At 59.7% G+C, this 26,598-nt stretch carries 17 protein-coding genes and 2 pseudogenes; 11 read left to right on the forward strand and 8 right to left on the reverse strand.

What is annotated here, in order from left to right:
• Positions 1-184: 184 nt before the first annotated feature.
• Complete coding sequence (locus H9L05_RS21115) at positions 185-919, forward strand: GAF domain-containing protein (protein ID WP_187734491.1); 735 nt, start codon at positions 185-187, stop codon at positions 917-919.
• 546 nt (positions 920-1,465) lie between these two features.
• On the opposite strand, the gene H9L05_RS21120 is transcribed toward H9L05_RS21115, so the two are convergent.
• The 8 genes from H9L05_RS21120 to H9L05_RS21155 all read right to left on the reverse strand — a co-directional run bounded on the left by H9L05_RS21120 (position 1,466) and on the right by H9L05_RS21155 (position 12,700).
• A complete protein-coding gene (locus tag H9L05_RS21120) occupies positions 1,466-2,881 on the reverse strand; it encodes a S8 family peptidase (protein WP_187734492.1) in 1,416 nt (471 codons plus the stop codon).
• Positions 2,882-3,704: 823 nt separating this feature from the next.
• Positions 3,705-3,950, reverse strand: coding sequence for a hypothetical protein (locus H9L05_RS21125; RefSeq protein ID WP_187734493.1), 246 nt, complete (start codon positions 3,948-3,950; stop codon positions 3,705-3,707).
• 442 nt (positions 3,951-4,392) lie between these two features.
• Complete coding sequence (locus H9L05_RS21130; protein WP_187734494.1) at positions 4,393-5,646, reverse strand: DUF4861 family protein; 1,254 nt, start codon at positions 5,644-5,646, stop codon at positions 4,393-4,395.
• Positions 5,647-5,773: 127 nt separating this feature from the next.
• Positions 5,774-6,967 carry a DUF2264 domain-containing protein gene (locus tag H9L05_RS21135; protein WP_223285019.1) on the reverse strand — a complete coding sequence of 398 codons (1,194 nt, stop codon included), beginning with the start codon at positions 6,965-6,967 and terminating at the stop codon, positions 5,774-5,776.
• Positions 6,968-7,066: 99 nt separating this feature from the next.
• Complete coding sequence (locus tag H9L05_RS21140; RefSeq protein WP_187734495.1) at positions 7,067-8,197, reverse strand: glycoside hydrolase family 88/105 protein; 1,131 nt, start codon at positions 8,195-8,197, stop codon at positions 7,067-7,069.
• A 241-nt stretch (positions 8,198-8,438) separates the two neighbouring features.
• Complete coding sequence (locus H9L05_RS21145; protein WP_223285024.1) at positions 8,439-9,650, reverse strand: response regulator; 1,212 nt, start codon at positions 9,648-9,650, stop codon at positions 8,439-8,441.
• Positions 9,593-10,585, reverse strand: a complete 993-nt coding sequence (locus H9L05_RS21150) for an ATP-binding protein (protein ID WP_187734497.1) — start codon at positions 10,583-10,585, stop codon at positions 9,593-9,595. Before H9L05_RS21150 ends, H9L05_RS21145 begins: the two co-directional genes overlap by 58 nt.
• A 12-nt stretch (positions 10,586-10,597) precedes the next feature.
• Positions 10,598-12,700 (reverse strand): ligand-binding sensor domain-containing protein, encoded by a 2,103-nt coding sequence (locus tag H9L05_RS21155; RefSeq protein WP_187734498.1) that lies wholly within the window; start codon positions 12,698-12,700, stop codon positions 10,598-10,600.
• Positions 12,701-13,134: 434 nt separating this feature from the next.
• Between H9L05_RS21155 and H9L05_RS21160 the strand changes: the two genes are divergently transcribed.
• The 10 genes and pseudogenes from H9L05_RS21160 to H9L05_RS26575 all read left to right on the forward strand — a co-directional run bounded on the left by H9L05_RS21160 (position 13,135) and on the right by H9L05_RS26575 (position 26,580).
• Entirely contained in the window at positions 13,135-14,022 is an 888-nt protein-coding gene (locus tag H9L05_RS21160; RefSeq protein WP_187734499.1) for a glycoside hydrolase family 43 protein, read from the forward strand.
• A 12-nt stretch (positions 14,023-14,034) separates the two neighbouring features.
• Complete coding sequence (locus H9L05_RS21165) at positions 14,035-15,474, forward strand: glycoside hydrolase family 35 protein (RefSeq protein ID WP_223285020.1); 1,440 nt, start codon at positions 14,035-14,037, stop codon at positions 15,472-15,474.
• Positions 15,475-15,620: 146 nt separating this feature from the next.
• Positions 15,621-15,905: a hypothetical protein gene (locus H9L05_RS24420; protein WP_223285021.1), complete on the forward strand. Its 285-nt coding sequence runs from the start codon at positions 15,621-15,623 to the stop codon at positions 15,903-15,905.
• 7 nt (positions 15,906-15,912) lie between these two features.
• A complete protein-coding gene (locus H9L05_RS25455; protein ID WP_187734500.1) occupies positions 15,913-17,037 on the forward strand; it encodes a DUF2264 domain-containing protein in 1,125 nt (374 codons plus the stop codon).
• Positions 16,998-18,020: a DUF2264 domain-containing protein gene (locus H9L05_RS25460; RefSeq protein WP_187734501.1), complete on the forward strand. Its 1,023-nt coding sequence runs from the start codon at positions 16,998-17,000 to the stop codon at positions 18,018-18,020. The genes H9L05_RS25455 and H9L05_RS25460 overlap by 40 nt, the downstream gene beginning before the upstream one ends.
• A 220-nt stretch (positions 18,021-18,240) precedes the next feature.
• The gene (locus H9L05_RS21180; protein WP_187734502.1) at positions 18,241-20,382 is read left to right on the forward strand and encodes a family 43 glycosylhydrolase; all 2,142 of its coding nucleotides are present in this window, start codon (positions 18,241-18,243) and stop codon (positions 20,380-20,382) included.
• 155 nt (positions 20,383-20,537) lie between these two features.
• A pseudogene (locus H9L05_RS21185) lies at positions 20,538-21,538 on the forward strand (glycoside hydrolase family 43 protein).
• Positions 21,539-21,677: 139 nt separating this feature from the next.
• Positions 21,678-22,842 (forward strand): annotated as a pseudogene (locus H9L05_RS21190) (glycoside hydrolase family 88/105 protein).
• Between the two features lie 820 nt (positions 22,843-23,662).
• On the forward strand, positions 23,663-25,306 hold the full coding sequence (locus H9L05_RS26570; protein ID WP_317175213.1) for a glycoside hydrolase family 2 TIM barrel-domain containing protein: 1,644 nt from the start codon (positions 23,663-23,665) through the stop codon (positions 25,304-25,306).
• Complete coding sequence (locus tag H9L05_RS26575) at positions 25,267-26,580, forward strand: beta-galactosidase small subunit family protein (protein WP_317175214.1); 1,314 nt, start codon at positions 25,267-25,269, stop codon at positions 26,578-26,580. The genes H9L05_RS26570 and H9L05_RS26575 overlap by 40 nt, the downstream gene beginning before the upstream one ends.
• Positions 26,581-26,598 lie beyond the last annotated feature (18 nt).

Raw genomic sequence — 26,598 nt, forward strand, 5'->3', positions numbered from 1 at the left:
GGGAGCTGGTGCGGCCCTAGGCTGCTGGTTTACCTGGGGAGCAAGTAAGGCAGGACCGAGCCGGCAAGGGTCTCCTCCCCGTCCGCGTGTCGGCTGCCTCTCTTAGTCCACGTTGCTGCATACAGCTCACGCCCTCCTGACTTTCGCTAACCATCAGGCTATCCGGACCGTATCGTGGAAAAGTATGCCCCTGCCTGATTCGCTCCTGCCCGCCAACGATGCTTCCCGCCTGCAAGCTTTGGCGCCCTATCTGACCTTAGGCACGGCGCCCGACCCGGTCTTCACGGAAATGGGGCGGCTGACGGCCAAGTTATTTGCCGTGCCCATCGCCCTGGTCTCCTTGGTGGAAAAAGACAGTGTCTGGTTTAAAGTCAACGAGGGCTTAACCGGACAGGAGCGGGTAGCGCGCCACGAGAGTATGTGTTCGGTGGCCATCCTGCAGGAGGAGACCACCCTCTACGAGGATCTGCAAAAGCAGCCCTGCCACCTCACTGATCCTCAGGTGGCCGAAACCCTGCACCTGCGCTTTTATGCCGGGCACCCGTTGCTAACGGCCGAGGGGCACGCGATTGGCACCTTGTGCGTGATTGACCGGCAGCCCAGCACCCTCTCGCTGCCCGAGCTGAAGCGCTTGCAAGCCTTGGCGACCATTGTCATGAAGATGCTCGACCTACGGGTACGGATGCAGAAACAATCCGAGCAGGTTAATGCCCTGTGGTTGGGCCTCTACCTGCAGATGGAGGAATCACTCAACCGACTGACGACCTTGCGCGACTTGGCCAGTTGGGAAGAGAATAGCCACACGGCGGCGGCCCTGGGCTACCAGCAGTCGATTGAGGAAGAAGCGGACCGCATCCTGCGCGTGCTCGACGAGCAGACTACGGCCGCCTTAGCTGCCTACCTGGGGCCCCGCACCTAAGGCGGCCAACTACAGGCAGCGCTTTCCCCGCGCTACTGGGGACGACAAGACCACCCGAAAGAGTGCGTAAAGAGCTCCTAACCGATGCGCTGACTCTATGGACGGGTATATTAGATGGAGTAGCGTTGCAAGCACGAGTAGGTGTCCCTACAGAGGCTACTAGGCCGCTAGTAGCCTCAAACCAAGCCCTTAGCTGTGTTCTGCAACAGCACCACTGGTTAACGTAATGGCCCTGTTGCAAAAGTCAACTTCCTGCAGGTGTGCGAGGTGGGTAGCGTAGGCTCGCCTTCCCCCCCGTCAGACGTCGCTGCTGAAACCGGTGCCCGCGCACCATTACTACCAGCCACGGCTGCCGACCGTCGATTTTTGCTTCGTGCGGCCCCTGCTTCCCCCTTTCTATAACCCTGGCGGTCGTCCCTCGCTCGATCCCGTCGTGTTGGTCAAGTTGCTCTTGGTGGGGCACGTGGAGAAGTAAAAAAGCCTTTTCATACTTGAAAAGGCCTTTCTGTTAACTAGCAACGAACACTATAATCCGTACATACCTATTTATTGTAGAGTAGCATTTACCGCGGCATCCGCCGTAATAAATCCTGCCCCTGCCTCCACGGGGGTAGCCATAGGCAGGGCAGCACGTTCTAACGTACTTTCGGCCTGAGCGGCCGTTATCGTCTTATTCTTTTGTGCCATTAGCGCTACGATGCCCGCTACGTGCGGGCTAGCCATGGAAGTACCAGAAAGAAAATAATAAGAAAGCTGGCCGCTGTTCAGCTGATACGGTCCTACTACATTATGACCAGGGGCCGTTACATCTAAATCCTGACCAGGTTTTTGCCGGCTAGAAAAGCCAGAAATAAAAAAATCAGCTGGGTTAGTAGGATCAGGCACATTCAAGCGCAACCACCAGGTAGCAATAGAGCCCTGTGCTTTTAAGCCCGCACTAGCTACACTAATCACAGGCGCATAAGCCCCCGGATAGCCCATACCAGCAGGCCCACTATTACCGGCCGAAGCGACAATAATGACGCCTTGTGCAATAGCATAATCAATCGCTGCCTTCTCGATAGCATCTAACCCAGGACCACCTAAACTCATGTTTATCACGACCGGAGAATTCTTTAGCGGGCCAGCCTTTAAATCAGCTATGTGCACAATACCCTGCGCGACGACGGACGACCAGCCCGAACCATTCTGATTTAGTACTTTAACCGGAATAACCGTAGCTTTAGGAGCTACCCCATTAATAGAAGTGCCATTCAGGTTAAACCCAAGAATAGTACTGGTTACATGGGTTCCATGGGAGTTCTGATCGTGTTCCCACTTGTTCGGCTGATCTGATACATTGCCCCTTTCACCCCCTCCGCCGCCAAAGGACTTGGCGTATTGGGTAGCAATTCTTTCCTGCGGAAAATATTGGCGCCAAGAATCCGATAAACCCGTATCCAAAACTCCGATGTATACACCCTCTCCATCTTGCTCAATCGTTCGTCCAACACCTAAATCAGTAACATTAACGGCATCCAGATTCCAGGTATTTACCCCCCCACTAAAGTCCGATACGGCGACCGCATCTACGGGCGCCCCATTTCTACTGGCATCTGGATTAGCCTGACTTACATAAGAAAGCTGTTGAATGCTCGCTAATTTATCACTCGTGGTTTTCATGGTTAACGCATCGAGCTTAACCATGACTTCCCCGACTGTACCATACGCTTTCAACTCATTCAGAATGGTGTCGGTTATTTTCGTATTCAGGACCACATTAATGCCAATCATTTTGGTGGCCGTGGCATCGGCAGATGGCGAAGCACCAGTAGCAGGAGCAACTTGGTCTTCCGGCATTTTCTCGCAGGACATGAGTAAAGCAAGCGAAGGCGCTACCACCAATAAGGAGCAGAGCTGGCGAAAATGGGTACTCTCTTTGAGCTTCAGTAAGCTGGGTACAGATAGATAGATCTTTTTCATTGGGATGTTTATGTAGTTATGTAGAAAAAGCGGATGATCCGAGTACTAGCTACCAAGAAATGAATTAAAGTCCTAATAATTTGTACTTTATTTACGTATAAATAGAATAATTGATAAAGTTGCTTGTTGCTGATAGCACAGAAGCCATAGGATGTGATGAAACTACCCAGCACCGGTTCGACCGTGGAAGCCCGCAGTCGCCGCCTGTGCTAGCCGACATGCGTGGCGAAGCGCGTGAGCATGCGCTCGTAGGGGGCTTTGGCCGAGCCGTGTAAGGCAGGCGCTTTTCCCGCGCCTGCCTTACACGGCTCGGCCAAAGGCCAGTGCTTGCACTCGGCGGCCTTGGCCCTGTTGCGCTTTTTGGGGTTGCCCTGAGTCGACGGATTCGTTGTCGGTTGATGATACGTCCATCACGCGCCCGTTCTTCGGACGCAAACCGCCACAGCCGTAAGCCGGGCTACCCAGGGAGACACTCCACGAGGCTATAGGGCTCTCGTTTGGCGTGTACGAAACGCATCCCTCCTGCCCGTTTCCTACACGTTGAATTGTAGCCGGGTTTTGTACACTCCCCTGACCCTACCATGGCCCACGGGCACCGGGTGCCATGGTAGGGTCAGGCGTTCACGGAAAGGAGGAATAGGTCAGCCGACGGGTCGCGCGAATGCTCCCTTCGCGCTGGCCTCTACGGGGAGGCTAACCAGCTCTTTCCGGGCAATAAACGGGCCCCAGTGTCTCATTTGGGGGGTATGAACATAAATACCCACCAAAAAGCCGTACGACCCGGCAGGGGCAGCGGCTTGTCGAGGGAGGCAATCCCCGGGGCTTACCCGGCGTCGCCGGACCTGGAACCGGTGGGCTCCGGGGCTTGGCGGGCCCGGGCCGAAGCCAGCAGCCGACAGGCGTCGCGGTGCAACGCCGTCGCCGCGCGGGCCACCAGCTCGTTCAGTTCCACGCCCGGCAGGGCCCCACCCAGCGCCACGATGCCCGCGAGGCAGGCCAGGGCGAGCCCCGCCGTGAGCAGCGCGGCCGCCCGGAACAACAGATGGGCGTAGAACGGGAGCAGGGGCATAGGGCGGGGCAGCAACAGCAGAAAGGGGAGTCCTTCCGGCGGGCCAAGTTAGGGAAGAAAAATAGGCCAGCACCCGGGCGCGGGTGGCCGTGTCCACCGGGTTGGTCAGCCGAGCAGAACTGGCGTTCAGGAAAACGGTGATTTAAATTAAGGGAGCCCCCTTTTACATACTGGAAACGACCTGCTACTACATGTACAAGCTTGGTTAGGATTCGAGTAGAGCGGCGTTATGGGCCCTTATTTCTTGCCAGGTCCAGGTCCCTCACGGAGCGGAAGTAGACAGACCGGGAAGACAGAGAGGGCCATTGCCTGCCCAATACCTCGGTGGCAGTCCGCTGTTACCGCAAGTTTGCCAGCAAGGCTAAAGAGGGCTGAGAGGGGGCAGCAGGAGACGCAGCGAACGACATAGCAGCAAGCACAGGATGACCGAATTATAGGGACGTTACTTCCACGTTACCTGAAGGGGCGAAGCCAGGCGACGAGCAAACTCACTGAGATACTTATCCCAGTCCTCGGGTGAGAGAAATTGCCCACTCTTCTGCCACCCAAAGCCCGCGTAGAAAACGACGCCGCCCCGGGCGGGCTTGGTCACCACGTAAAGCTGGCTCTGATCTTTCTGGGTAGAGCGATGCTCTTGATAGTCTGTGAGGTAGTGGGGCTCCACGACCACCGCCGTGCCCAGGTAAGAGGCGTCTATTTTCTCCCAGTAACGAAACCACCCCGCTTGGCGATCCGCGCGCACCTGCCCTTGTTGCTCGTGCAGCGTCAAGCCAATAGTTAAGTTCGGTAGCGCCGGGGAAGCGCTCAGGTGATCTTCGTAGCGAGTTAGGTTACTGCCTAGATCCAAGGAAATACGCTTTGTTTCCTGTACGGTGCGGCCATTCGCCAGCCAGGGGGCATACGCGAGTTCAAACACCGTGCGGATGGGCCCCGTGGCCAAGATTTTATAGTGCGTGAAGTTTTTGGAAACGTAGAGCTGTCCGTTATCCAGCACGCCCGTGCCGCCCGTGCCCCGGCTGCCACCCACGTGGTAGGGGTCGTAGCCTTCGCCCGTATCCGTATGGTAGGCAAATGGTTTCTCGTGCACGTGGCGCCCGTACCACTTGTCAATGATCGGGTAGTCCACCCGCTTCAGCCAGCAATCCATACCACTGGTGAGCGTCCCACTGGGGTCTTTCGCTTCGTAAAGCTGCTGCGCGACGGGGCCGTAGGTGCGGAAGGCTACCCGCTCGTTTTCCCAGGCAAAGTCGTCCGTGCGCTCCGGCACAAAGCGCGCAAACGTGGTGTGCGGGCTAACCGGCAGAGGGCCGCCACTAGCGGCATCGACCAGTTTAAACTTCTTGGTGGCTCTAGCCGGCATATCTGTTTGAAAGAGCAGCTCGTCGGGCCGCCCATCGGCATCGCTGTCCAGCACTTGGCTAACTAAAGTGGTGGACGTAGCGGCATCCTGTACGCGCAGTTTTGCGGGGCTCATTTTGCGCAATGAGGCTGGCAGCTTCGCCAGAGGCAGGCTGATGGTTTCGGCGCGCCGAACCAAGTTTAGGGGGTTGCGCACCGTGACGGTTACGACGGCCGGGGAGGGGCGCTGGACTGCACCACTCAGCAGTAAGGCGGTGAAGGGCAAGATGGCTAGGGAGCGGATGGCTAGGGAGCGCGGCACAGGCTGGTACATGGGCAAGGAAAAGACGGCGGACAAGGCTGGGTTAACCCTGCTACTCCGGGTGGCGTAGCTAACAGAGTTTTTGCTGAGGCACCGGACGTGGCTATAGTGGGGCCCCAGAGTTGATCTTTCCTGAGCAAAAGGTGGCGAATCGAACGCTTAGCTACAGGGCGTGGTCAGGTTTTACGTCCTGGCCCGACCATATTTGACGGGCTGTCCAGTCTTGGGGTGGCTGGGCCCAGAATGCCGCCGTGGGGGGCAGCCCGAGGGGCAGAAAGGCGGTGGTGCAGAGGTAGAGGCTACCCGTAGAAATGTAGCGTTCGCCAATGCTGGGCTGATGGCCGCACAAGCCAATCTGCAGCCAGCCCATGCTATCAAAGGTGCCTTTGGGTTCCAAAGTGCGCCGGATGACGGCCGTCAGGGCGCTGCGCACCTGTCCGGGGGGCAAATCCGGTGGCAGCTGCTGGTGGAGGGCTACGTGGGCCAGGTGCTGGAAGGCGCCGCAGCGGTAGGCCAATGAGCGGCCGAAGGCGGCAAAGGAGCCCTCGGGCCCAATCAGACGCTCCTGCACGGTGGCGTAGCGCTGGGCGCGGGCCCACAGCTGCGCCAGCAGGTCCTTGTTTTCTTTGCCGGCCGCGACGAGGGTGCTCACCACGTCAAGCAGCATGGGCTGAATGACGTAGCTGTTGTAATAGTCCCAGTGAAAGTCCGGGCCGTCGCCGTAGGTGCCATCGCCCTTGTACCAGGTCTGATGCTCCTTGATGGCGTAATCCATGCGCATCAAATCGCCACTGCCCGTAAATTTTAGCAACGCGGCTTCGATAATGGCGCTGAACAGCAGCCAGTTGCTGTACCCGGGCTTGATCACCCGCGTGCTCTGTAAGGCCTGTACTACCTGTTGCTGCGTGGCGGGGGGCAATTTTTCCCACAGCTGGGTCGGGGCGCGCAACAGGCTGTGCGCCAGGAAGGCCGCGTCGACCACCGGCTGCCCGCCCTGCGTAAAATTCAAAAAATCCCTGGACTGAGGGTTGGTGGCATGCCCGATGGCCTGGCGGGCTAACCCAGCGTAGCGCAGCTGGCGGGCCTGCTCCGTCCGCGGCACCTCCGTCAGCTCCAGCCAGGGCGCGAGCCCCGCTAACGTCCGGCCCAGCGCTTCGAGGTGAGACACCTTGCGCCGCTCTTCCTGCTGCCCGGGCGCGGCCTCGATCGGCAGGAGGGCCTTCAACTGGCCTTGCGCTCCGGCTGCCAACACGGGCTCTGCTAGGCGCAGGAGCATTTCCAGCCAATACTCCCGGTCGGTAGCTTTCGCGACGGAGGGGAGTGCGCCCCCCCCAGCGCGGGCCCGTTGCTCGCCCAAGCCGGGAGCGTATAGGCCGAGAGGCCCGTGAGGGTGCTAGCAACAAAAGCACGTCGTTTCATGCAGTCAGATAAGAGGCGGAGCAGATATGGGTTCCTACTAAAACTTAAGCTTAATCACTTCTGAGCCGGCCAGCAGGAAGGCGCCGGTGCTGTACACTTCCCAGCTGTCGGCCGAAAAGTCGCGGCGGGGATCGGCCCCAATGGGCTGCACCCACCCCACCCGGCCCTCGGGCGAAACGCACTTATTCAGGGCTACCCATGCCTTCTGCACGGCCGGCCGGTACTGTGGCCCAGCGAGGATACCTTGATTGAGGCCCCAGGCCAGGGCATAGCAGTCAAAGCCGGAACCGGACGCTTCCCCGCCGGGATAGGCCTGCGGGTCGAGCAGGCTGGAGCGCCACAGGCCATCGGGCTGCTGCAGTTGCACCAGGCGGGCACTCATTTCCTGGAATAAGTGCACGTAGAAGTTCCGGCTAGGGTGGTCCTGAGGCAACTCTTGCAGGAGTTGCACCAGTCCCCCCATCACCCAGCCGTTGCCTCTCGACCAGAAAATACGCTGGCTGTTACTCTCCTTTTTACCCTCCCCGGCTTCGCTCCACAGGTAGCTGGCATCCCGCGCGAACAGGTGCTCCCGGTGGTTGTAGAGGCGACGGTAGGTTTGCTGGTAGAGGGTGTCATTCAGGGCTAGGTACTGGGGCTGGTTTTCGATTACCCCCAGCTTAACCAGCACGGGCGGGCCCATGAACAGGGCGTCGCACCACCACCAGGCAATGCCGTGGGCCTGCACTTCGGGACCCGGCATCGTCCGAAATTTCTCGACCACGGCTATGGTCGGCTGAATCATGCGCCGGTCCTTTTTTAAACGGTACAGGTTCAGGTAGGTTTGGCAGATGACGATGTCGTCGGCGTGATCGTAGCGCGGGCCGGGCTGCCACTGGGTGCGCTCGCCCATGGCCAGCAGGGAATCCAGAATCAGGGGAGACTTGGTCGTCTGGTACGCGGCAAAAACGCCCGAGTAGAAGGCGCCATTGGTCCAGTCCGTGAGCGGATGCTTGGGATGGGCTAGCTGCCACTTGGTTGCCTTGAGCAGTTGCTTCTTAATAAACTTAGGCTTGAGGAAAGCTTTGTCTGGGGCGGAAACCGACTGCGCGTGGGTCGCGGGAGCCAGAAGCAGGGCCAGCAGGGCGCAACAAGTAAGCAGACGAGAAAGTCGTAATGTATACTTCATACAGCAGGGGGTGGTGGCCGGGGCGGAAAAAGCCCCCGTACGACCCAAGGGGGCGAAAACAAACCTAGCGAAATAGTCCCGCAAGGCTGGGGGGCATTTTAAGACATTACAGGGGCTGGACTCGTCGCCGGCAACCGCCCTGCGATTCGTAGATGAAGGCCACAGACAACGTAACTGCTTTGGTTAAAGCAAGATACCCGGGCTCATGCCCCTTCGCTCTTCTCTTACCCCGCACCATAGGCTAGCCCTGAGTAGTCGTGGAGGCCGCTTCCCGGCTTTGTCGGTGTTGTTTGGCGTATTCGGAAGGGGAGAGCATATATATTTTTTGGAAGGCTTTCCGGAAGTATTTTGCATCCTCGATACCTACTTGAAAGGCAACTTCGGACACCCGCATCGGGGTTTGGGCCAGTAGCTGGGCCGCCCGCTTCATGCGCACATCCCGAATAAACTCCACGGCCGTCTGGCCGGTAATGCTCTTGATGCGGCGGTAGAAAACGGACTGGCTCATGCCTACTTCCCGCACGAGTACCTGCACGCTGAACTCGGCATCTTCCAGGTGCTTTTCCACGACGCTCATAGCATTTTCCAGGAACTGCCGGTCGGCGTCAGCCACCACAATCTCCGTGGGCTCGAGCAGGATCTGCCGCTGGTAGTACTCGTGCAGCTTGCGGCGGTTGCGCAGCAGGGTGGTGACCTTGGCTTGCAGCAGAGTCGGGTTAAAGGGCTTACTCACGTAGTCGTCGGCGCCCATGCCGAGGCCTTCGAGCTGGTGGGTTTCCGCCGTGCGGGCGGTGAGCAATAGCACGGGAATGTGCGCCGTTTTGGGGTGCTGCTTTATTTTCTGACACATCTCCAGGCCGTCACTACGCGGCATCATCACGTCACTAATAATGAAATGGGGCAGGTGGCTTAAGGCTTTTTCCCACCCTTCGATTCCGTCTTCCGCCGTGAGTACCTCATATTCCGCCTCAAAGAGTTGGTGCAGATACTGGCGCACTTCCTCGTTGTCCTCCACGATCAGCAGCTGGGGCGGCCCGGCCGGTACCTCGACGCCCGGCAGGCGTGGGTGGTCATTTTCCAGCAGCGCGGCCACGGGCAGTTCCTCTTCGTGGGCTACTCCATCCTCTTCCTGCATATCCTCGGTCCGCAAATGCTGGCGGCCGAAGGGCAGGCGCAGCTCAAAGGTGGTGCCTGCTCCCTCCCTACTGGCTACTAACAGTTGGCCCCCATGGCGCTCGGCAAACTGCTTGGCCAACGACAGGCCAATGCCGGTGCCCGTCATGCGCAGGGTGCTGGTGTGGCTGGCCTGATAGTACGGGTCGAAGATGAGGTCCAGCTCCGTGGCCTTGATACCCACGCCCGTATCGGTCACGCTTATCTTCAGGTAGTTGCCCGTTAGCTGGCCCTGGCTACATACCGCTTCGCCCCCGGATTGCCGACGATGGTCGCCGATAGCTCCACTCGACCCTGGTCGGGGGTGTACTTAAAGGCGTTGGCTAACAGGTTCGTGAGGATGATTTCCAGCTTGCTGCGGTCAAAGTACAGCATAATGGGATCAGCGGGCACATCCAGCACGTAGTCCACGGCGCGCTCCTGCGCTTTCAGCTGAAAGATCGAGAACAGGTCGGCTAGAAAGCGGACTGCATCGCCATAGCTGGCGCGCAGGGGCACGTTGCCGGTTTCCACCTTGCGAAAATCAAGGAGTTGATTCACCAAGTCGAGCAGCTTGCGGGCCTGCTTTTGCATGAGCTGCACCTTGGGGCGTAGGTCCGCCACGGGGCCGGGGCTGCTGATGATTTCCTCCATGGGCCCCAGAATAAGCGTGAGCGGGGTGCGCAGCTCATGGGAGACGTTGGTGAAAAATCCGAGCTTTAAGTCGGTCAACTCCTTCTCCTTTTCCGCCTGAAACTGCTCCAGGCGCAACTTATTCTGAAGCTGCTGCTGGCTCATCTCAAAGCGGCGATACAAAGCCACGAAGCCCAGCACCACGAGCCCGTACAGGGCGTAGGCCCACCACGTGCGCCACCAGGGGGACAGCACCTCAAAGCGCATGGTCGCGTAACGCTTGCTCCACACGCCCTCCCCGTTGGTGGCTTTGATCTGCAAGGTATAGGTGCCCGCCGGCAGGTTGGCAAAGCTGGCCGTGCGCTGCCCCGGGGCGGGGTGCACCCAGTCCTGGTTGTAGCCCACTAATTGGTAGGCATAGCGGTTTTTTTGGGGGTTAGCGTAGTTGAGGGCCACGAACTCTACTGCGAAGTCATTCTCCGCAGCGCGAATGGTAATCGTCTGGGGGACGGACAGCGCCTGCTGGAGCAGGACGCGGTCGTTCAGCGTGTCACCCACGGCCACCGGCTTATTGCTGACCCGCAGCCCCGTAAGCTGCACCACCGGGGGGAGGGGTTAGCCTGAATTTCCTGGGGCTGGAAATAATTGATGCCATTGATGCCCCCAAAATACAGGGTGCCATCCTGGGCCCGGGTGGCGGCACCAATCTTGAAGGCGTTGCTTTGCAGCCCATCGGCCACGTCGTAGCGCAGGTACTGGCCGGTACTGGGGTGAAGCGATACAGGCCGGTGCCCCCGAGCCAGAGGTTGCCCGCGTCATCGGCCAGGATGCTTTCCACGTCGCTTTCCGGCAGCTCCTGGTCGTAATAGTGCATGGTTTCGCGCCCCTGCGCATCGGTGCGCAGCTGGTGCAGCCCCCGCCAATGGTGCCAATCCACAGTGCCCCCCGCTCATCCAGCAGCAGGGGCCACACGTAGTTGACGCGCAGGCTGTTGGGGCGCTTTGGACCGTACTGGTACTGGGCCAGTACCTGCAGGGAGTCTCCCCGCACGCGGAGCTTGAGCAGGCCGGCATCGCGCGTGCTGGCCCACATCACATCGCGTTGGGGGTCGAAGAGCAGGAAGGTAAACTGATCCGACGGTAGGGCGCTGTTATCGGTGCGGTAGGAGCCCAGGTGCTGGCCGGTAGCGCTGAAGCGGTGCAGGCCGGTCGTAAAAGTAGCCGCCCAGATCGTGCCGTCGCGGTCCTGAACAATGCGTTCGATGCTTTCCGCGCTTAAGTCCGTGCCATCCGCCAGCTGGGTGTAGGTAGTCAGCTGCTCGCGGCCGCCCAATTGCGATAGCGTCACTAAGCCATCGGCGCGCGTACCAAACCACAGCATTCCGTTCCGGGCTTGAAAGACGGCGGAAACATCCACGCCACGCGGGCTGCTCTCCAGTTGATTAAGGTAGTGCCGGTAAGTGTGTTGGGCCAAGTCATAGCTCGTCACGCCGTTGCGGGAGCCGAACCACAGGGTGTTACGGGCTTCGTCCTTATAAATGGCGTTGATGTAGTTGTTCGACAATGCCAGGCGCCCGGTAAGCCGCTGGCGGATCAGGCCGAAGGGCTTCTGACGCAGGTCTACCTTATTTAGTCCCCCCGCCGAGGCGCACAGCCAGATAATCTGGTTGCGGTCCTCAAAGATCTGGTGGATGCGCTCCGAGTTAATGCTGAACGACTCATCATCCTGGGGCAGAAACAAGGTGGGCGCGGTAGGGCGCAGGGGCGGCGTCCCGGCGGTGACCACGCCGGCCTGCCACACATACAACCCGTAGGTGGTGCCCACCCAGAGCTGCCCCATGGAGTCGAGAAAAATGGACTGCAGAATAGGGAACTGCTGGGGGAGGGGATGGGCGGCCAGCTCCCGCATGGTGCGGCGGTTGGCCGCCCCCACCCACAGCACCTGGTGATCAGTGCCCAGCCACAGATCGCCGCGCCGGTCCAGGTGCAGGGCGCGGATGGGCGTAGCGGCCAGCGGGGTCGACTGCACGGGGAGCGCCGCTTCCGTAGCGCGGATGACCTGCAACCCGGCATCCAGGGTGCCCACCCAGACCTTGCCCTCGGGGTCCACGGCCAACCCCGTCACGCGCGACAGGGACGCCCGCCCGTTGACGCGGGGCGGCAGCTGTTGCAGCTGCCGCACCCGGCCCTGCCTATCGAAGGTGAGCAGGAAAACGCCTTCGTTAATGGTGCCCACCCATAGCCGGCCCAGGCTGTCCGAGGCTAAAGCCGACACGTCGGACTGAGCCAGTTGCTGGGCTAGGGCCTGGTAGGCGGCAGGGACGTGGCGTTCGTCGAAGCTGAAAAAGGTGTCGTGGGCCGCATCGTATAAACTCAGCCCTGCCCGTTCCGTCCCGACCCAAAGGCGCCCATCAACGCCCACGTAGACCACTTTAATACGGTTGCCCGAAATGCCATTGCGGGGGTTCACGGGCAGGGAGTACTGCTTTAAGCTGTAGCCGTCGTAGCGGTCCAGGCCGCGATTCGTGCCCACCCAGATAAACCCCGCCCGGTCCTGAGTGACGGCCATGCCGTCACTGTGCGACAACCCCTGGTCCACGGTGAGGTGCTCAAACCTAAAGTCCCGGGGAGCTATATTTTGGGCCGGACTGTACCCCGCTCGCAGTAGCCAGAGCAGAAGAACGGGAAGAATCCGCTGGAAAAGGAGAGGAGAGGGCACGAGGAGAGGAGGGATTTCAGCGTGGGTGGCGAAAGCCGAAGATAGGGGGAGCGCGGGAGGGTAGGCGCCCGCGTCTGCCCAGAAGCCGAATTTAACAATTGCTTTGCATTCAAAGCTTACGCCGCGCCCGGTACGCCATCGTAACCATTTTGCCCCCCCTTTTCAACCAAAACGTCCCCGCAGGGCGGGGCGGGTGGTCAGTACTTTTAGATTCTCCAACGGGCCCAACGCCGCTCTACCATCCGCCCCCGGTCTCGGTCTGCTACCCGCTGGGCCTACTCCATTTCATCCTTGTTCGTCATGCGAAACTGTTTCCTCGCTTTCCTCCCCCTGGTCATCCTGCTAGCGGCTCCCGAAGCCCCGGCGCAGTCAGGCCCAGGAGAGGCCCCGCAGGAAAAGCCCCCACCCGGTACACTTCCTTTAGGCCGGGCGAGTTGTGGTACGACACGGACGGTAACCTCATCAATGCCCACGGCGGGGGCATCTTGCTGGTAGGCAACACCTACTATTGGTACGGGGAGAAGCGCGCGCAGCACCAGGAGGAGGGCGTGAACGTGTATTCCTCGCAGGATCTCTACAACTGGCAGTACGAAGGCGAAGCCCTCACCCCGTCTTCGGATCCGGCGCACGACCTTGCCTTGGGCTGTTTGATGGAGCGCCCCAAGGTTATCTACAACCAGCGCACGGGCAAGTATGTGATGTGGTTTCACCTGGAGCTAAAAGGCCAGGGCTACCAGGCGGCCCGAGCCGGCGTAGCCGTAGCGGACAAGCCCACCGGCCCGTTCCGTTATGTGAGCAGCTTTCGGCCCAATAACCATATGTCACGTGACATGGGCCTGTACGTGGACGAGGATGGCGCGGCTTATCATATCTACTCCTCCCGCGAGAACTACGACCTGCGGCTAGCCCGCTTAGCGGACGACTACCTGACCCCAACGACCCAGGATACGCTGCTCTTCGCCAGCCACCGGGAAGCCCCGGCGGTGTTCAAGAAAGACGGCAAATACTACCTTATCACTAGTGGTTGCACTGGCTGGGCCCTGAACGAGGCGTCGCTGCACGTAGCCAGTTCCCTGTTTGGTCCCTGGCAACTACTGGGTGACCCTATGACTGGCCCCCAGGCCAAGCTCACCTTCGGCGGGCAGTCCACCTTCGTGCTGCCGGTAGCGGGCCAGCGGGGGGCTTTTATGTTCATGGCCGACCGCTGGAACCCCAAGGATTTGAAAGACAGCCGTTACCTATGGCTGCCCGTGCAGTTTAAGAACAACCGGCCGAGCATCAGCTGGCTGGATCAGTGGAACCTGAGTTTTTTCAATCAATAACAATACGTCACTATGCGTAAGCACCTTTTGCGGGCTTTGCTAATGGGAGCGCTAACCCTAGCGGCAGCTTCCACTCATGCGCAAGCGCCTAAGCACACCTTCACGCTGGGCGACGAGAGCTTCCTGCTCGACGGCAAGCCGTTTCAGATGATTTCGGGCGAGCTGCATTACCCGCGCATTCCGCGGGAAGCGTGGCGCCACCGCATCCGCATGGCCAAGGCCATGGGTCTGAATACCATTGGCACCTATGTCTTCTGGAACGCGCACGAACCGGAGCCCGGCAAGTACGATTTTGCCGGCAACCACGACATTGCCGCCTTTGTGAAGATTGCCCAGGAGGAAGGCATGTGGGTGGTGCTGCGGCCCAGCCCCTACGTGTGCGCGGAGTGGGAATTTGGCGGCTACCCCTACTGGCTGCAGAAGGATAAAAGCCTGGTGGTCCGCAGCAAAGAACCCAAATATTTAGCTGCCTATGGTCGCTACCTGAAGGAAGTGGCCAAGCACCTGGCGCCCCTGCAAGTCAACCATGGTGGCCCCGTGCTGATGGTGCAGGTGGAGAATGAGTACGGGTTCTACGCCAGCGACAAGGACTATTTGGCCCTGAATCGCAAGATGTTCGAGCAGGCGGGCTTCGACGGCCTGCTGTACACTTGCGACCCGGCCGAGAAAGTAAAAGAAGGCCACCTGCCCGGTTTGCTGCCCGCCGTGAACGGGCTGGACAAGCCCGAGGCAGTGAAACAGCTCGTGCGCACCTACCACGGCGGGAAGGGCCCGTTCTATATTGCCGAGTGGTACCCGGCCTGGTTTGACTGGTGGGGCACGCCCCACCACACGGTGCCGGCCGAAAAATATGCCCCCCGCCTCGACTCGGTGCTGGCGGCGGGCATCTCCATTAATATGTACATGTTTCACGGGGGCACCACCCGCGGGTTTATGAACGGGGCCAACTACAAGGGGGAGGGCACCCGCTTCGAGCCCCAAATCAGCAGCTACGACTACGATGCGCCCCTGGATGAGGCCGGCAACGCCACGCCTAAGTTCCGGTCTTTTCGCAGCGTTATCGAAAAGCACCTGCCGAAGGGCACCACGCTGCCCCCGGTGCCCGCGGCCAAGCCCGCGATGCGGATTCCCACGATCAGCCTGACCAAGGTAACCACCCTGACGGCGGCGCTGCCCAAGCCCGTGGTCAGCCCCAAGCCGCAGACCTTCGAGGACCTGAATCAGGATTATGGCTTCGTGCTGTACCGCACCCTGGTGCCCGGCGGCCGCCAGGGCATCCTGAAAATCAAGGATCTGCGTGACTACGGCGTCGTGCTCGTGAACGGGCGGCGCGTGGCTACCCTGGACCGCCGCCTGGAGCAGGACCAGGTGGAGTTAACGTTGCCCCCCGGCCGCGTCACGCTAGAAATTCTGGTCGAAAACCTGGGCCGCCTCAACTTCGGCCCTTCCTGAATCAGAACCGCAAGGGCATCACCGAGCAAGTCACCTTCGCGGGTACGGAGCTCACAGGCTGGCAGCACTTCCGTCTGCCCTTCGATGACATCTCCAACGTCGCAGAAGCCCCAGGGGCTAAGTCAGTTGCCCTGGGGAATGGACCCGTGCTGCGCCGCGGCTCCTTTACCCTGGACAAAACGGCCGACACCTACTTTGACATGCGTCAGTGGGGGAAGGGGTGCGTGTGGATCAATGGTCACCACCTGGGCCGCTACTGGGAAATTGGGCCCCAGCAAACCCTGTATGTACCCGCCGAATGGCTAAAGAAAGGCTCGAATGAGGTAGTCGTGCTGGAGCTCTTGAAGCCTCAGCAGGATAAGCTCACGGGGGTGGACAAGCCCATCCTCGACGTGGTCGGGACCCAGGGCGAGGCCCATAAAACCAACTAACAGCAGTATGCCCACTTCCCACCCCCTGCTACCCTCGTTCACTCCACCTGCTCTGCGCCGCACCATCCCGCGGCGGCTGGGGCTGCTGGCGGCCGGTCTGTTGGCGGCCAGCCTAACCCACGGCCAGCCGTCCCCGTCGGCTCCGCCCTTTAAGACCGCCGTCGCCCCGGCGTCCCTGAAGTTGCCACTTTTCGAAGTGAAGCAGCCGGACCGGCAGCGAAGCCCCTTTACGGGCATGACCCGCCAACATTGGCAGGACGCAGCCCAACACCTGCTTACTGGGGCCTTCAGCTACGTGCATCGCCTGGATGACCCCCTGCAGTTTCCCCAGCAGCCGGGCAAAAGCTACCCGCGCAACCTGGGCCAAGTGCCGACCGAGAAACTCGAAGGGTTATGCCGCACCCTCTTTATGGCCGCCCCGCTGCTGAAGGAAAACCCGGCGCTGGAATTGAACGGCATTCCAGTGGCTGAGTACTACCGCCACCAATTGGGTCGCTTGGCGGACCCCGCCAGCGACACCTACATCAAGCCCCGGGCGAAAGACGGGGGCCCCAGTCAAAATCTGGTGGAGTTCGGCGGCTTGGCCGTAGCCTTGTTTGCCGCCCCCGAGCTGTTGTGGGACCCCTTGCCCGAAACGACGAAAAAGGCCCTGGCGGCAACCATGCTCAGCTACGGCGACGGGCCCACCGTCCCGCAAAACTGGCGGTATTTCAACATCTTCATCCTGAGCTTTTTTAAAAGCCGGGGCTACGCGGTCAACGAAAAGCTGCTGGAAGAATACCTGCACAAGCAGCTGACCCACTATAAAGGCGAAGGCTGGTACGACGACGCGCCGTCCTTCGACTATTACAGCATGTGGGCGTTCCAGATGTACGGCTGCCTCTGGGCATTGTACTACGGGCAGCAGCACTACCCCGCGGTAGCCGCGCAGCTGGCGGCAAATTTTGCCCCCCTGAAGGAAAACTACCCCTATATGTTTGGGCGGGACGGGCACATGATCATGTGGGGCCGTAGCATCAGCTACCGCTTCGGGGCGGTGGTGCCATTTCCGCTCATGGGGCTCAACCCGACCCAAGCACTAACTTTGGCTGGATGCGGCGCATCGCGTCGGGCGCGCTGTTGCAGTTTTTAGAAAACCCTGATTTTTTACAGGATAACGTTCCTACCCTCGGCTTTTACGGCGCCTTTGAGCCGGCCGTGCAGCCCTACAGCTGCCGGGGCAGCGTGTTCTGGATGGGCAAGGCCTTCCTCGGCCTGCTGGTGCCGGCGGATAGTCCCTTCTGGACGGCTACTGAAAATGAGGGGCCTTGGGGCAAGGAGCTGACAAAAGGCACGGCGCGGAGCAAGTTCGAGTCCGGACCCAACATGCTCATTACGGACTACCCCAATAGCGGCGCGGCCGAAATCCGGACGACCCCGCATCAGCGCAGCACGGACCCCTATCGGGGCGATGAGAACTATAACCGTCTGAGCTACAACAGCGCCTTTCCGTGGCAAGCGGATGGCCCGGACGGCGAGGTGGCCATGAACTACGTGTTCAAGAACAAGGACAACAAGTGGGAGCCCCTGCGCCTCTATACCTTCAATAAATACGAGGACGGGGTGTATTACCGCACGGCCGAGCTGGAAACCAACCCCAACATCAAGCTCCGCTTGGCCGACCTGCCCCTGCCCAATGGTATCCTGCGGATTGATCAGAATGTGAGTACCGAGCCCGTGGCCGCGCGCCTGGGCCACTACGCCCTGCCCAACCTGACGGGCACGATAAAACGCACAACCCGGAAGGTAAAAGGCCACCCCGTGCAGCTTATCGACAACGGAACCCATCAGCTCGCCTTGGTAACGCTCAGCGGCTGGGACAAGGTGGAAACGCTTGACACCAAGGGCTTGAACCCTGTGAAGCCGGAAAGCACTATCCTAAACGTGGCGGCCACGATGGTGCCGGCGCCCACTAAGCCCACCGTGTACGCCACGCTGATGCTCTGGAAAAAATCTGGAGAACCCTGGAAAAACGAGGAACTGCTGCCGGTCAAGAAAATAACGTACTCCGATCCGGGCAACGGCCCAGTAGTTCTTTTCACGGACGGCACCAGAAAACAACTAAAATTCAATTAAGCAGCTTCCCCCAATAGGTAGCTGACGGCAACGCAACGGGCGGTACCAACCGGAGCAGGGCAGGGTCGCGTTTCTCCTTCGTGGTGGGAGGGGAGTAGGACGTGATTATAAGACTTTGCTCCTTTGCTTCCTAGGAAGAAGTGGCCAGACAGGCGTGGGAACCTGATTGGGGCACTGGGTGGTGCCGCTCGTTCATTGTCCTTACCCCAACCATACGACTATGCGAAATCTTGCTCTGCTGTTGCTCTCTTCCTGGCTGGCCGCCTCGACTGTAGTAGGCCAAGCGCAAACAAAAGAGAAGTACAGTGCCTACCTGTTTGCGTACTTCACCGGCAACGAGAAGCAAGAGGAAGCCATCCGGTTTGCCCTCAGCAAAGACGGCTATCAGTACACGGCGCTAAATGGCAACCAGCCCATTATCAGCTCGGCCGCCATCAGCGAAACGGACGGCGTGCGCGACCCCCATATTCTGCGCGGGGCCGACGGCAAAACCTTCTACATGGTCGCCACGGATATGGTGTCGGCCAACGGCTGGAGTTCCAACCGGGGCATGGTGCTATTGCGCTCCACCGACCTCATCACCTGGACGTCCAGTGCCATCAACTTTCAGAAGCGCTATCCCGGCCAGGAAAACCTGCAACGGGTGTGGGCGCCGCAAACGATTTATGACGCCCAAGCCGGCAAGTACCTGGTGTACTTCTCGTTGAAGCACGGCAACGACCCGGATAAAATATACTACGCCTACGCCAATAAAGACTTTACCGACCTGGAAGGGGAGCCCAGGCAGCTGTTTTTCAGCCCCACCAACGGCTCGTGCATCGACGGCGACATCGTGGCGAAAGACGGCAAGTTTTACCTGTTCTTCAAAACCGAAGGCCAGGGCAACGGCATTAAAATCGCCGTGTCGGACAAGCTAACAGAAGGCTACGTGCTGCGCGACCCGTACGTGCAGCAAACCACGGACCCGGTGGAAGGGGCGGGCACGTTCAAGCTCAACAACTCCCACGACTACATCCTGATGTACGACGTGTACACGAAGGGCAAATACCAGTTCACGCGCACCCGCGACCTGCAAAACTTTGCAGTGGTGGATAGTGAGGTAAGCATGAATTTTCATCCCCGGCACGGCACCGTGCTGCCCATCACGGCCGCCGAAGCCAGCCGCCTAGCTACCCGCTGGCTCCGCCCCGCCGACGCGCTGCTGACAGCCCAGAATCCCGCTATCCGCCAGAATAATACTGTGGTGGACAGCGTCGCCGGCAACGCGGCCTTCCTGGTGCTGCCAGGCACCAATGTTCAGTCCTTCAACCCCCAGTTTCCTGACCTGGGGCTGAACGTAATGCCAAGCGGTCCGCAGGATTTCACGAAAGGTCCCGTGACCTATACAGTAGGGCAGGGCGCGGCCAAGCAATGCTATAAGGTCAGCGTAACGGAAACCCACAACCCGGCCCTGAACGGCTACTATGCCGACCCGGCGATACTGTACGCCGAGAAAACCGGCAAATTTTATATCTACCCCACCAGCGACGGATTCACGGGCTGGTCTGGCACCTACTTCAAGGCGTTTTCGTCAGCTGATTTAGTGAGCTGGAAGGATGAAGGCGTGATTCTGGATTTGCCGCGCGATGTGAAATGGTCGCAGAAGAGTGCCTGGGCACCCAGCATTATCGAGCAGAAAACACCCACCGGCTACCGCTACGCCTACTACTTCTGCGCGGGGGGCAAAATTGGAGTGGCGCTGTCAGATAGCCCCACGGGCCCGTTCAAAGACACCGGCAAGCCCCTGCTCGATAAGCTGCCCGAGGGCGTGAAAGGCGGTCAGCAAATTGACCCGGCCGCATTCCGTGACCCCAAAACCGACAAGCTCTACCTGTACTGGGGCAACGGCTACATGGCCGGGGCCGAGCTCAGCAACGACTTGGTGTCGTTGAAGCCCGGCACCACGCAGGTGATGACGCCCGACGCTACCTTCCGGGAGGGCGCCCACGTGCTGTATCGCAACGGCACCTATTACTTTATGTGGAGCGAGAACGACACCCGCGACGCCGATTATCGGGTGCGCTACGGCACCTCGGCCACGCCCCTGGGCAAGATTACGGTGCCGGCCAACAACCTGGTTGTCAGCAAAGACCCTTCGATGGGAATCTACGGCACGGGTCACAACTCCACCATTCAGGTGCCGGGCCGTGACGAGTGGTACCTGGTGTACCACCGCTTCACCTATCCGAAAGGTATTACGATGGGTAAGGCCGCCGGCTACCACCGCGAAGTGTGCCTTGATAAGCTGGAATTCAACGCCGACGGCAGCATCAAACCCGTGGTGCCCACCCACGCCGGCATCAAGCCCGTGAAGGTGAAATAGCCTTTTTCGACAAGTACTTTTTTAACTACACTAAAAATCGTCTTGGCAGCGCTCCTATCCTTGGGTCTTGGTCGAGCCACCGCTTGGGGCCTGGGATGCACCGATTATGGTGGAAAAATAGCAAGGAGCCAATGGTGCCAACCCACTGGATACGTATGAAAACGACGTGGTTAGCCTTATTTATCTGCCTGCTGCTAGTGATAGCCAGCAAAGCGCAGGACGTGAAACTACCAGCCGTCCGAAGAAACGTTCTGCTTGACTCGATTGGATTGAGCGACCCCTTTATCCTGGCCGATCAGAGGACCCACCAGTATTACATGACCGGCACGGGCGGTCTGCTCTGGAAGAGCAAAGACCTGAAGCGCTGGGATGGTCCCTACCCCGTGGCCCAGCCCGACCCTGCTTCCTGGATGGGGCCCAGGCCGATGATCTGGGCGGCCGAAATTCATCCTTACCAGGGCAAGTACTATTACTTCGCCACCTTCACCAACCCAGCGGTCAAGATTGATACCGTGCAGGGCAATGCCATTGAGCGCCGGGCCTGCCACGTGCTGGTCAGCAACCAACCGGACGGTCCCTACGTGCCCCTGCAGGAGGCCACTTACTTACCCGCTAACAAGCCTACCCTTAATGGCACCCTGTGGGTAGATAAGGACCGCAAACCCTACCTGGTGTACTGCTACGAGTGGTTGCAGAACCTGAACGGCACCATTGAAAAGATTGAGTTGAAGCCTGATTTGAGTGGTACGGTAGGAGAGAGCAAGCTGCTCTTTCGCGCCAGCGACTCACCCTGGAGCCGGGAGAACCCGCGTACTGGCCCCCGCGCCCCAACAAAGTAACCGATGGACCTTACTTGTTTCAAACCAAAACCGGCCGCCTGGGTATGATCTGGACTAGCTGGGTGTACGACGTGTACACGCAAGGCGTGGCGTATTCGACTGGCGGTACTCTCGATGGCCCCTGGGTGCAGGAAAAAGTGCCCATCACCCCGCCCAACTACGGACACGGGATGCTGTTCCGTACGCTAAATGGTCAGCTCCTGATGGCGGCGCACAGCCACAAAGACATTAATGGAGAGTACCGTCGCATTCCGCACCTGTTTGAAGTCGATGTCGCGGGCAATAAGCTGGTCGTAGGCAAGCCCCACCGGCCCTGAGGCTATACCAAGGAAGTTGATTTACCTGAAGAGCCGTTTGGTTCCTCCTTACTTATTGAAAAAGAGGGCCGGGGGTAGACGAAACGTCAGCCCTACCTACCGAGTCAAGAAAAAGCGACTATACCTAGCCTTTCACTACATGAACCGTATTCCTACCTACCTGCTCGGCGCAAGTTTGCTGCTGGGGCTGCCCACCGGCTGCACGACCGCTAAAACCACCTCGACGGCGCACGTTCAGCCTCAGCAAGCAGCGGTACTGGCGCTTATCACCAAAGTCAACGACCACTGGCAGGCCACGCATCCGCCCCAGGTGTGGTCGTTCTGGGACGCGGCCGCCTACCAAACGGGCAACATGGCCGCGTACGCCGTCACCAAAAACGAAAAGTACCGCCAGTACGCTGAGGCCTGGGCCGAGCACAACCAGTGGAAGGGCGCTACCTCGGATGACCGCGCCACCTGGCAATATAAGTACGGCGAAACGGCGGACCACGTGCTGTTTGGCGACTGGCAGATCTGCTTTCAGACTTACATCGACCTGTATAACCTCAAGCCCGAACCCCAGCGCATTGCCCGCGCCCGGGAGGTGATGGAGTACCAGATGAGCACTCCTCAATCCGACTACTGGTGGTGGGCCGATGGCCTCTACATGGTCATGCCGGTGATGACCAAGCTCTACAAGGTGACCAACAACCCGCAGTATCTGGAAAAGTTACACGAATACTTCAGCTACGCTAATAGCATCATGTACGACGCCGAAACGGGCCTCTACTACCGCGATGCTAAGTACGTGTATCCCCAGCATAAGTCGGCGAACGGCAAAAAGGACTTCTGGGCCCGCGGCGACGGCTGGGTGCTGGCGGGCCTGGCGAAGGTGCTTCAGGACTTGCCCACGGGCGACCCGCACCGGGCCGAGTACCTCAGCAAGTATCGCGGCCTGGCCGCGGCTATCAAACAGGCCCAGCAACCGGAAGGTTACTGGACGCGCAGCCTGCTGGACCCCGCGCACGCCCCGGCCCGAAACCAGTGGCACAGCTTTCTACACCTACGGCCTGCTCTGGGGCATCAACCATGGCGTGCTGGATCAACAGGAATACCTGCCCACCGTGCAGCGCGCCTGGCAGTACCTGACGACCACGGCGCTACAGCCCGACGGCACAGTGGGCTACGTGCAGCCCATCGGCGAGAAAGCCATTCCCGGCCAAATAGTGAATCAGAACTCGACTACCAACTTCGGGGTGGGGGCCTTTTTGCTGGCTGCCAGTGAGATGTACCGCTATTTGGACAAGAGACCAGCAGGGCATTAAAAACAAGCAGCCAAGGAAAGAGCCCCATGAAACGCGCCGGCAAAATAATAGCCTTCGTTGTAGCCAGCTTGTTAGTAGCGGTTCTTATAGCGGTATGCCTCAACGGGCGGGTGGGCTTAGGAGAATTTTTGTATGGCTTTTTCATGATACGGTTTTATGGGTGGTTCGGCTACCTCCCGTTTGTAGCATTATACCACTGGCCAAGCACCCGCTGCTGCAGCTGGCAAGCAGATGTCGGTAGGGGAGTGGTGCTAGCCACGGGCCTGCTTGGCTTGGGAATAGTGCCCCAACTTGTCTTCGGCGGCAGCGATGCCGATGACATCCTCCTAAGTATCGGCCTTGCCGGGGCGGGGGGCGTGTACGGGGGCTTTATCACCAGTGAATTAATCCCCACTCAGTTAGCGGTGTTTACCCGTCCGGCGAAATGAAGTGAGAGTGGTAATGGCCGCGTTGGGGCCTGGGTAAAGGATGTTGACGAATCAGCCCCCGCTATTCACTGAAATTAGACCCTGCTCACGCCGCGCGCCGGTTCTAATTTTGTGGAAGCATAGCCAGAGCAACAAAATTCTCCTTGCGTGTCGGCTGTAAAATCCGCCCTTGCCCAACTCACCATGGCTCATTCCCGTTTCCTAACGGCCGTACTACTTTTCTGTGGGAGCCTGGCCGCCGCCCAGCCGTCGCCCAGTGAGTGGGAAAATCCGCAGGTAGTGGAGCAGAACAAGGAAAAGCCCCGGGCCAGCTTTATGCTCTATGAGCGCGCAGCGGACGTCGCGGTGGATGACTACGCCCGCTCGCCCTACTACCAGTCGCTGAACGGAACTTGGAAATTTCACTACGCCCCCCGCCCGCCGAGCGGCCCACCAATTTCGCACAGCCGGGCTTCCAGGACGCGAGTTGGCCAACCATTGAGGTGCCCTCGAACTGGGAAGTGAAAGGCTTCGGCACGCCGATTTATACCAACATCGTGTATCCGTTCCCTAAGAACGCCCCCTACATCGACGGGCGCGACAACCCGGTGGGTACCTACCGACGTACGTTCACAGTGCCGGCGGGCTGGGCGGGCCGACAGGTGCTGCTGCATTTCGGCTCTATCTCGGGCTACGCGGTGGTGTACGTGAATGGGCAGCGCGTAGGCATGAGCAAGGTGGCTAAGTCGCCGGCCGAGTTCGATATTACGCAGTATCTGAAGGCTGGCGACAACCAACTGGCCGTGCAAGTGCTGCGCTGGCACGACGGCAGCTACCTCGAAGACCAGGACTTCTGGCGCCTCTCCGGCATTGACCGGGACGTATATCTTACTAGCCTGCCCCAGCAAACTATCTGGGATTTCTTTACTCACGCCGACCTGGACCCGAGCTACAAACACGGCCTGTTCTCGGCTGACGTGACCCTGCGCTCCTTTGCTGCCGCCCCTGGTGGGCAGTTACTAGTGGAAATATTGGATGCCAATGGCAAAAGTGTGCTACGCCAGCAGCAGGCCGTCGCTGCCAGCAGCGCCGCCGGCACCCAGACAGTAAAGCTCTATGGCCGCCCCAACAGCGTTCGCCCCTGGACGGCGGAAACACCCAGCCTCTACCAGTGCCGCCTTACGCTGCAGGATGTGCAGGGAAAGACCCTAGCTATTACCGGCACCCGCCTCGGCTTCCGCAAGGTGGAAATCAAAAATGCCCAGCTACTGGTGAACGGTCGCCCAGTGGAAGTGCACGGTGTGAACCGCCACGAGCTAGAGCCCACCACCGGCCGGGTGGTGACAGAAGCCGGCATGCGCAAGGATTTGGAGCTCATGAAACGATTTAACGTGAATGCAGTGCGCACCAGCCATTACCCTAATGATGAGCGCTGGTACAAGCTCTGCGACGAGCTCGGCTTTTACTTAGTGGATGAAGCCAATATTGAGACCCACGGCTACGGGGCTGAGCTTCAAGCCCCATTCGATAAAAAGCAGCACCCGGCCTACCGCCCCGAGTGGGCCGCAGCCCACCGCGACCGCATCGAGCGACTGGTGGAGCGCGACAAGAACCACCCCTCCGTCATCATCTGGAGCCTAGGCAACGAATGCGGCAACGGCCCCGTATTTCACGACGCCTACACCTGGCTCAAGCAGCGCGACCCCTCGCGCCCTATTATGTTTGAGCAAGCCGGCGAAGACGTGAACACGGATATCGTGAGTCCCATGTACCCCAGCATGAACTCGATGAAAAAGTACGCCGAGGCCACTGACAAAACGCGTCCCTATATCATGTGCGAGTACTCGCACGCCATGGGCAACAGCTCCGGAAACTTTCAGGAATACTGGGACTTGATTCGCAGCAAGCCCCACCTGCAGGGCGGCTTCATATGGGACTGGGTGGACCAAGGCTTGCAAACGCAAACCCCGGACGGACGGCCTTTCTTTGCCTATGGCGGCGACCTGGGGGCTATTACTTGCAGAACGACGAGAACTTCTGCGCTAACGGCCTGGTAGCCGCCGACCGCACGCCGCACCCGGGCCTTTACGAGGTGAAAAAGGTGTACCAGGACATCCGCTTCCGCGCGGCCAAGCCCACAGAAGGCCGAGTTACCGTCGTTAACGGCTTCTCTTTCCGCAACCTGGACGGCTACAGCTTCCGCTGGGAGCTGCTGCGCAACGGCCTCGTCACGAAGTCCGGCACGTTTGCCGTGGGCAAGCTGGAGGCACAAAAGCAAAAGGAGGTGAAGCTGGCCCTGCCCCCGCTGAAGCCGGAAGCCGGGGTGGAGTACGTGCTGAACGTGTTTGCCCGGACCAAAGCCGCTGCACCGCTGGTGCCCGCCGGCCACGAGGTAGCCCGGGAGCAGTTCCTGTTGACGCCCGCGGCCTCGTACTTTGCCGCGGCCCCTGGTGGAGCCGGCGCGCTGGACGTGAAACGGGAAGGCGACAAGTTAACGTTTGCCGCCGGGCAGGTGCGCGGCGAGTTCGATACCAAGCAGGGTCGCCTAACCAGCTACCGCCTGCAGGACCAGCGGATCATAGACGGCTTCCCCGAGCCTTACTTCTGGCGTGCCCCCACTGACAACGACTTCGGCAACGGTATGCCCCAGAGCCTAGGCGCTTGGCGCACGGCCCACGCCGCCCGCCGCGTACAGCGGGTAACCGTAGGTGAGCAGTCCGCCAACGGTCTGCCGATCAAAGTGGAATATCAGCTTACTGACATCAACGCGCCGTACACGGTGGAGTACCTCATCGGCAACGACGGGGCGGTGCAGGTGACGGCGGCTATTGATTTAACTGGCCGGGACCTGCCCGAAATGCCGCGCTTTGGCATGCGTCTGGATTTGCCGCGCCGCTTTAACCGCCTTCAATATTATGGTCGCGGCCCCTGGGAAAACTACTCGGACCGCAGCACGGCAGCCCTGCTGGGCACCTACCAGGACTCGGTAAACGGGCAGTATACGCGCAATTATATCCGGCCCCAGGAAAACGGCTACCGCACGGACGTGCGCTGGCTGACGTTGACCGATCAGACTGGGCTGGGCCTGCGGGTGGAAGGACGCCAGCAGCCCATTTGCTTTAGCGCCCTGCCTTTCCGCACCGAGGACCTCGACCCTGGCCTGACCAAAAAGCAGCAGCACCCCACCGACCTGAAGAAGCGCGGCGGCGTGACCTTACAAGTAGATCTAAAGCAGCGCGGGGTGGGCGGCGACAACAGCTGGGGGCCTTGCCCCACGACCAGTACCGCCTACTGGATAAAAAGTACGCCTATAGCTACACTATGCGCTTAGTGAACGAGAAAGCCTCTC

It is taken from the genome of Hymenobacter qilianensis, assembly GCF_014489555.1.
GTDB classification, from domain to species: Bacteria; Bacteroidota; Bacteroidia; order Cytophagales; family Hymenobacteraceae; genus Hymenobacter; species Hymenobacter qilianensis.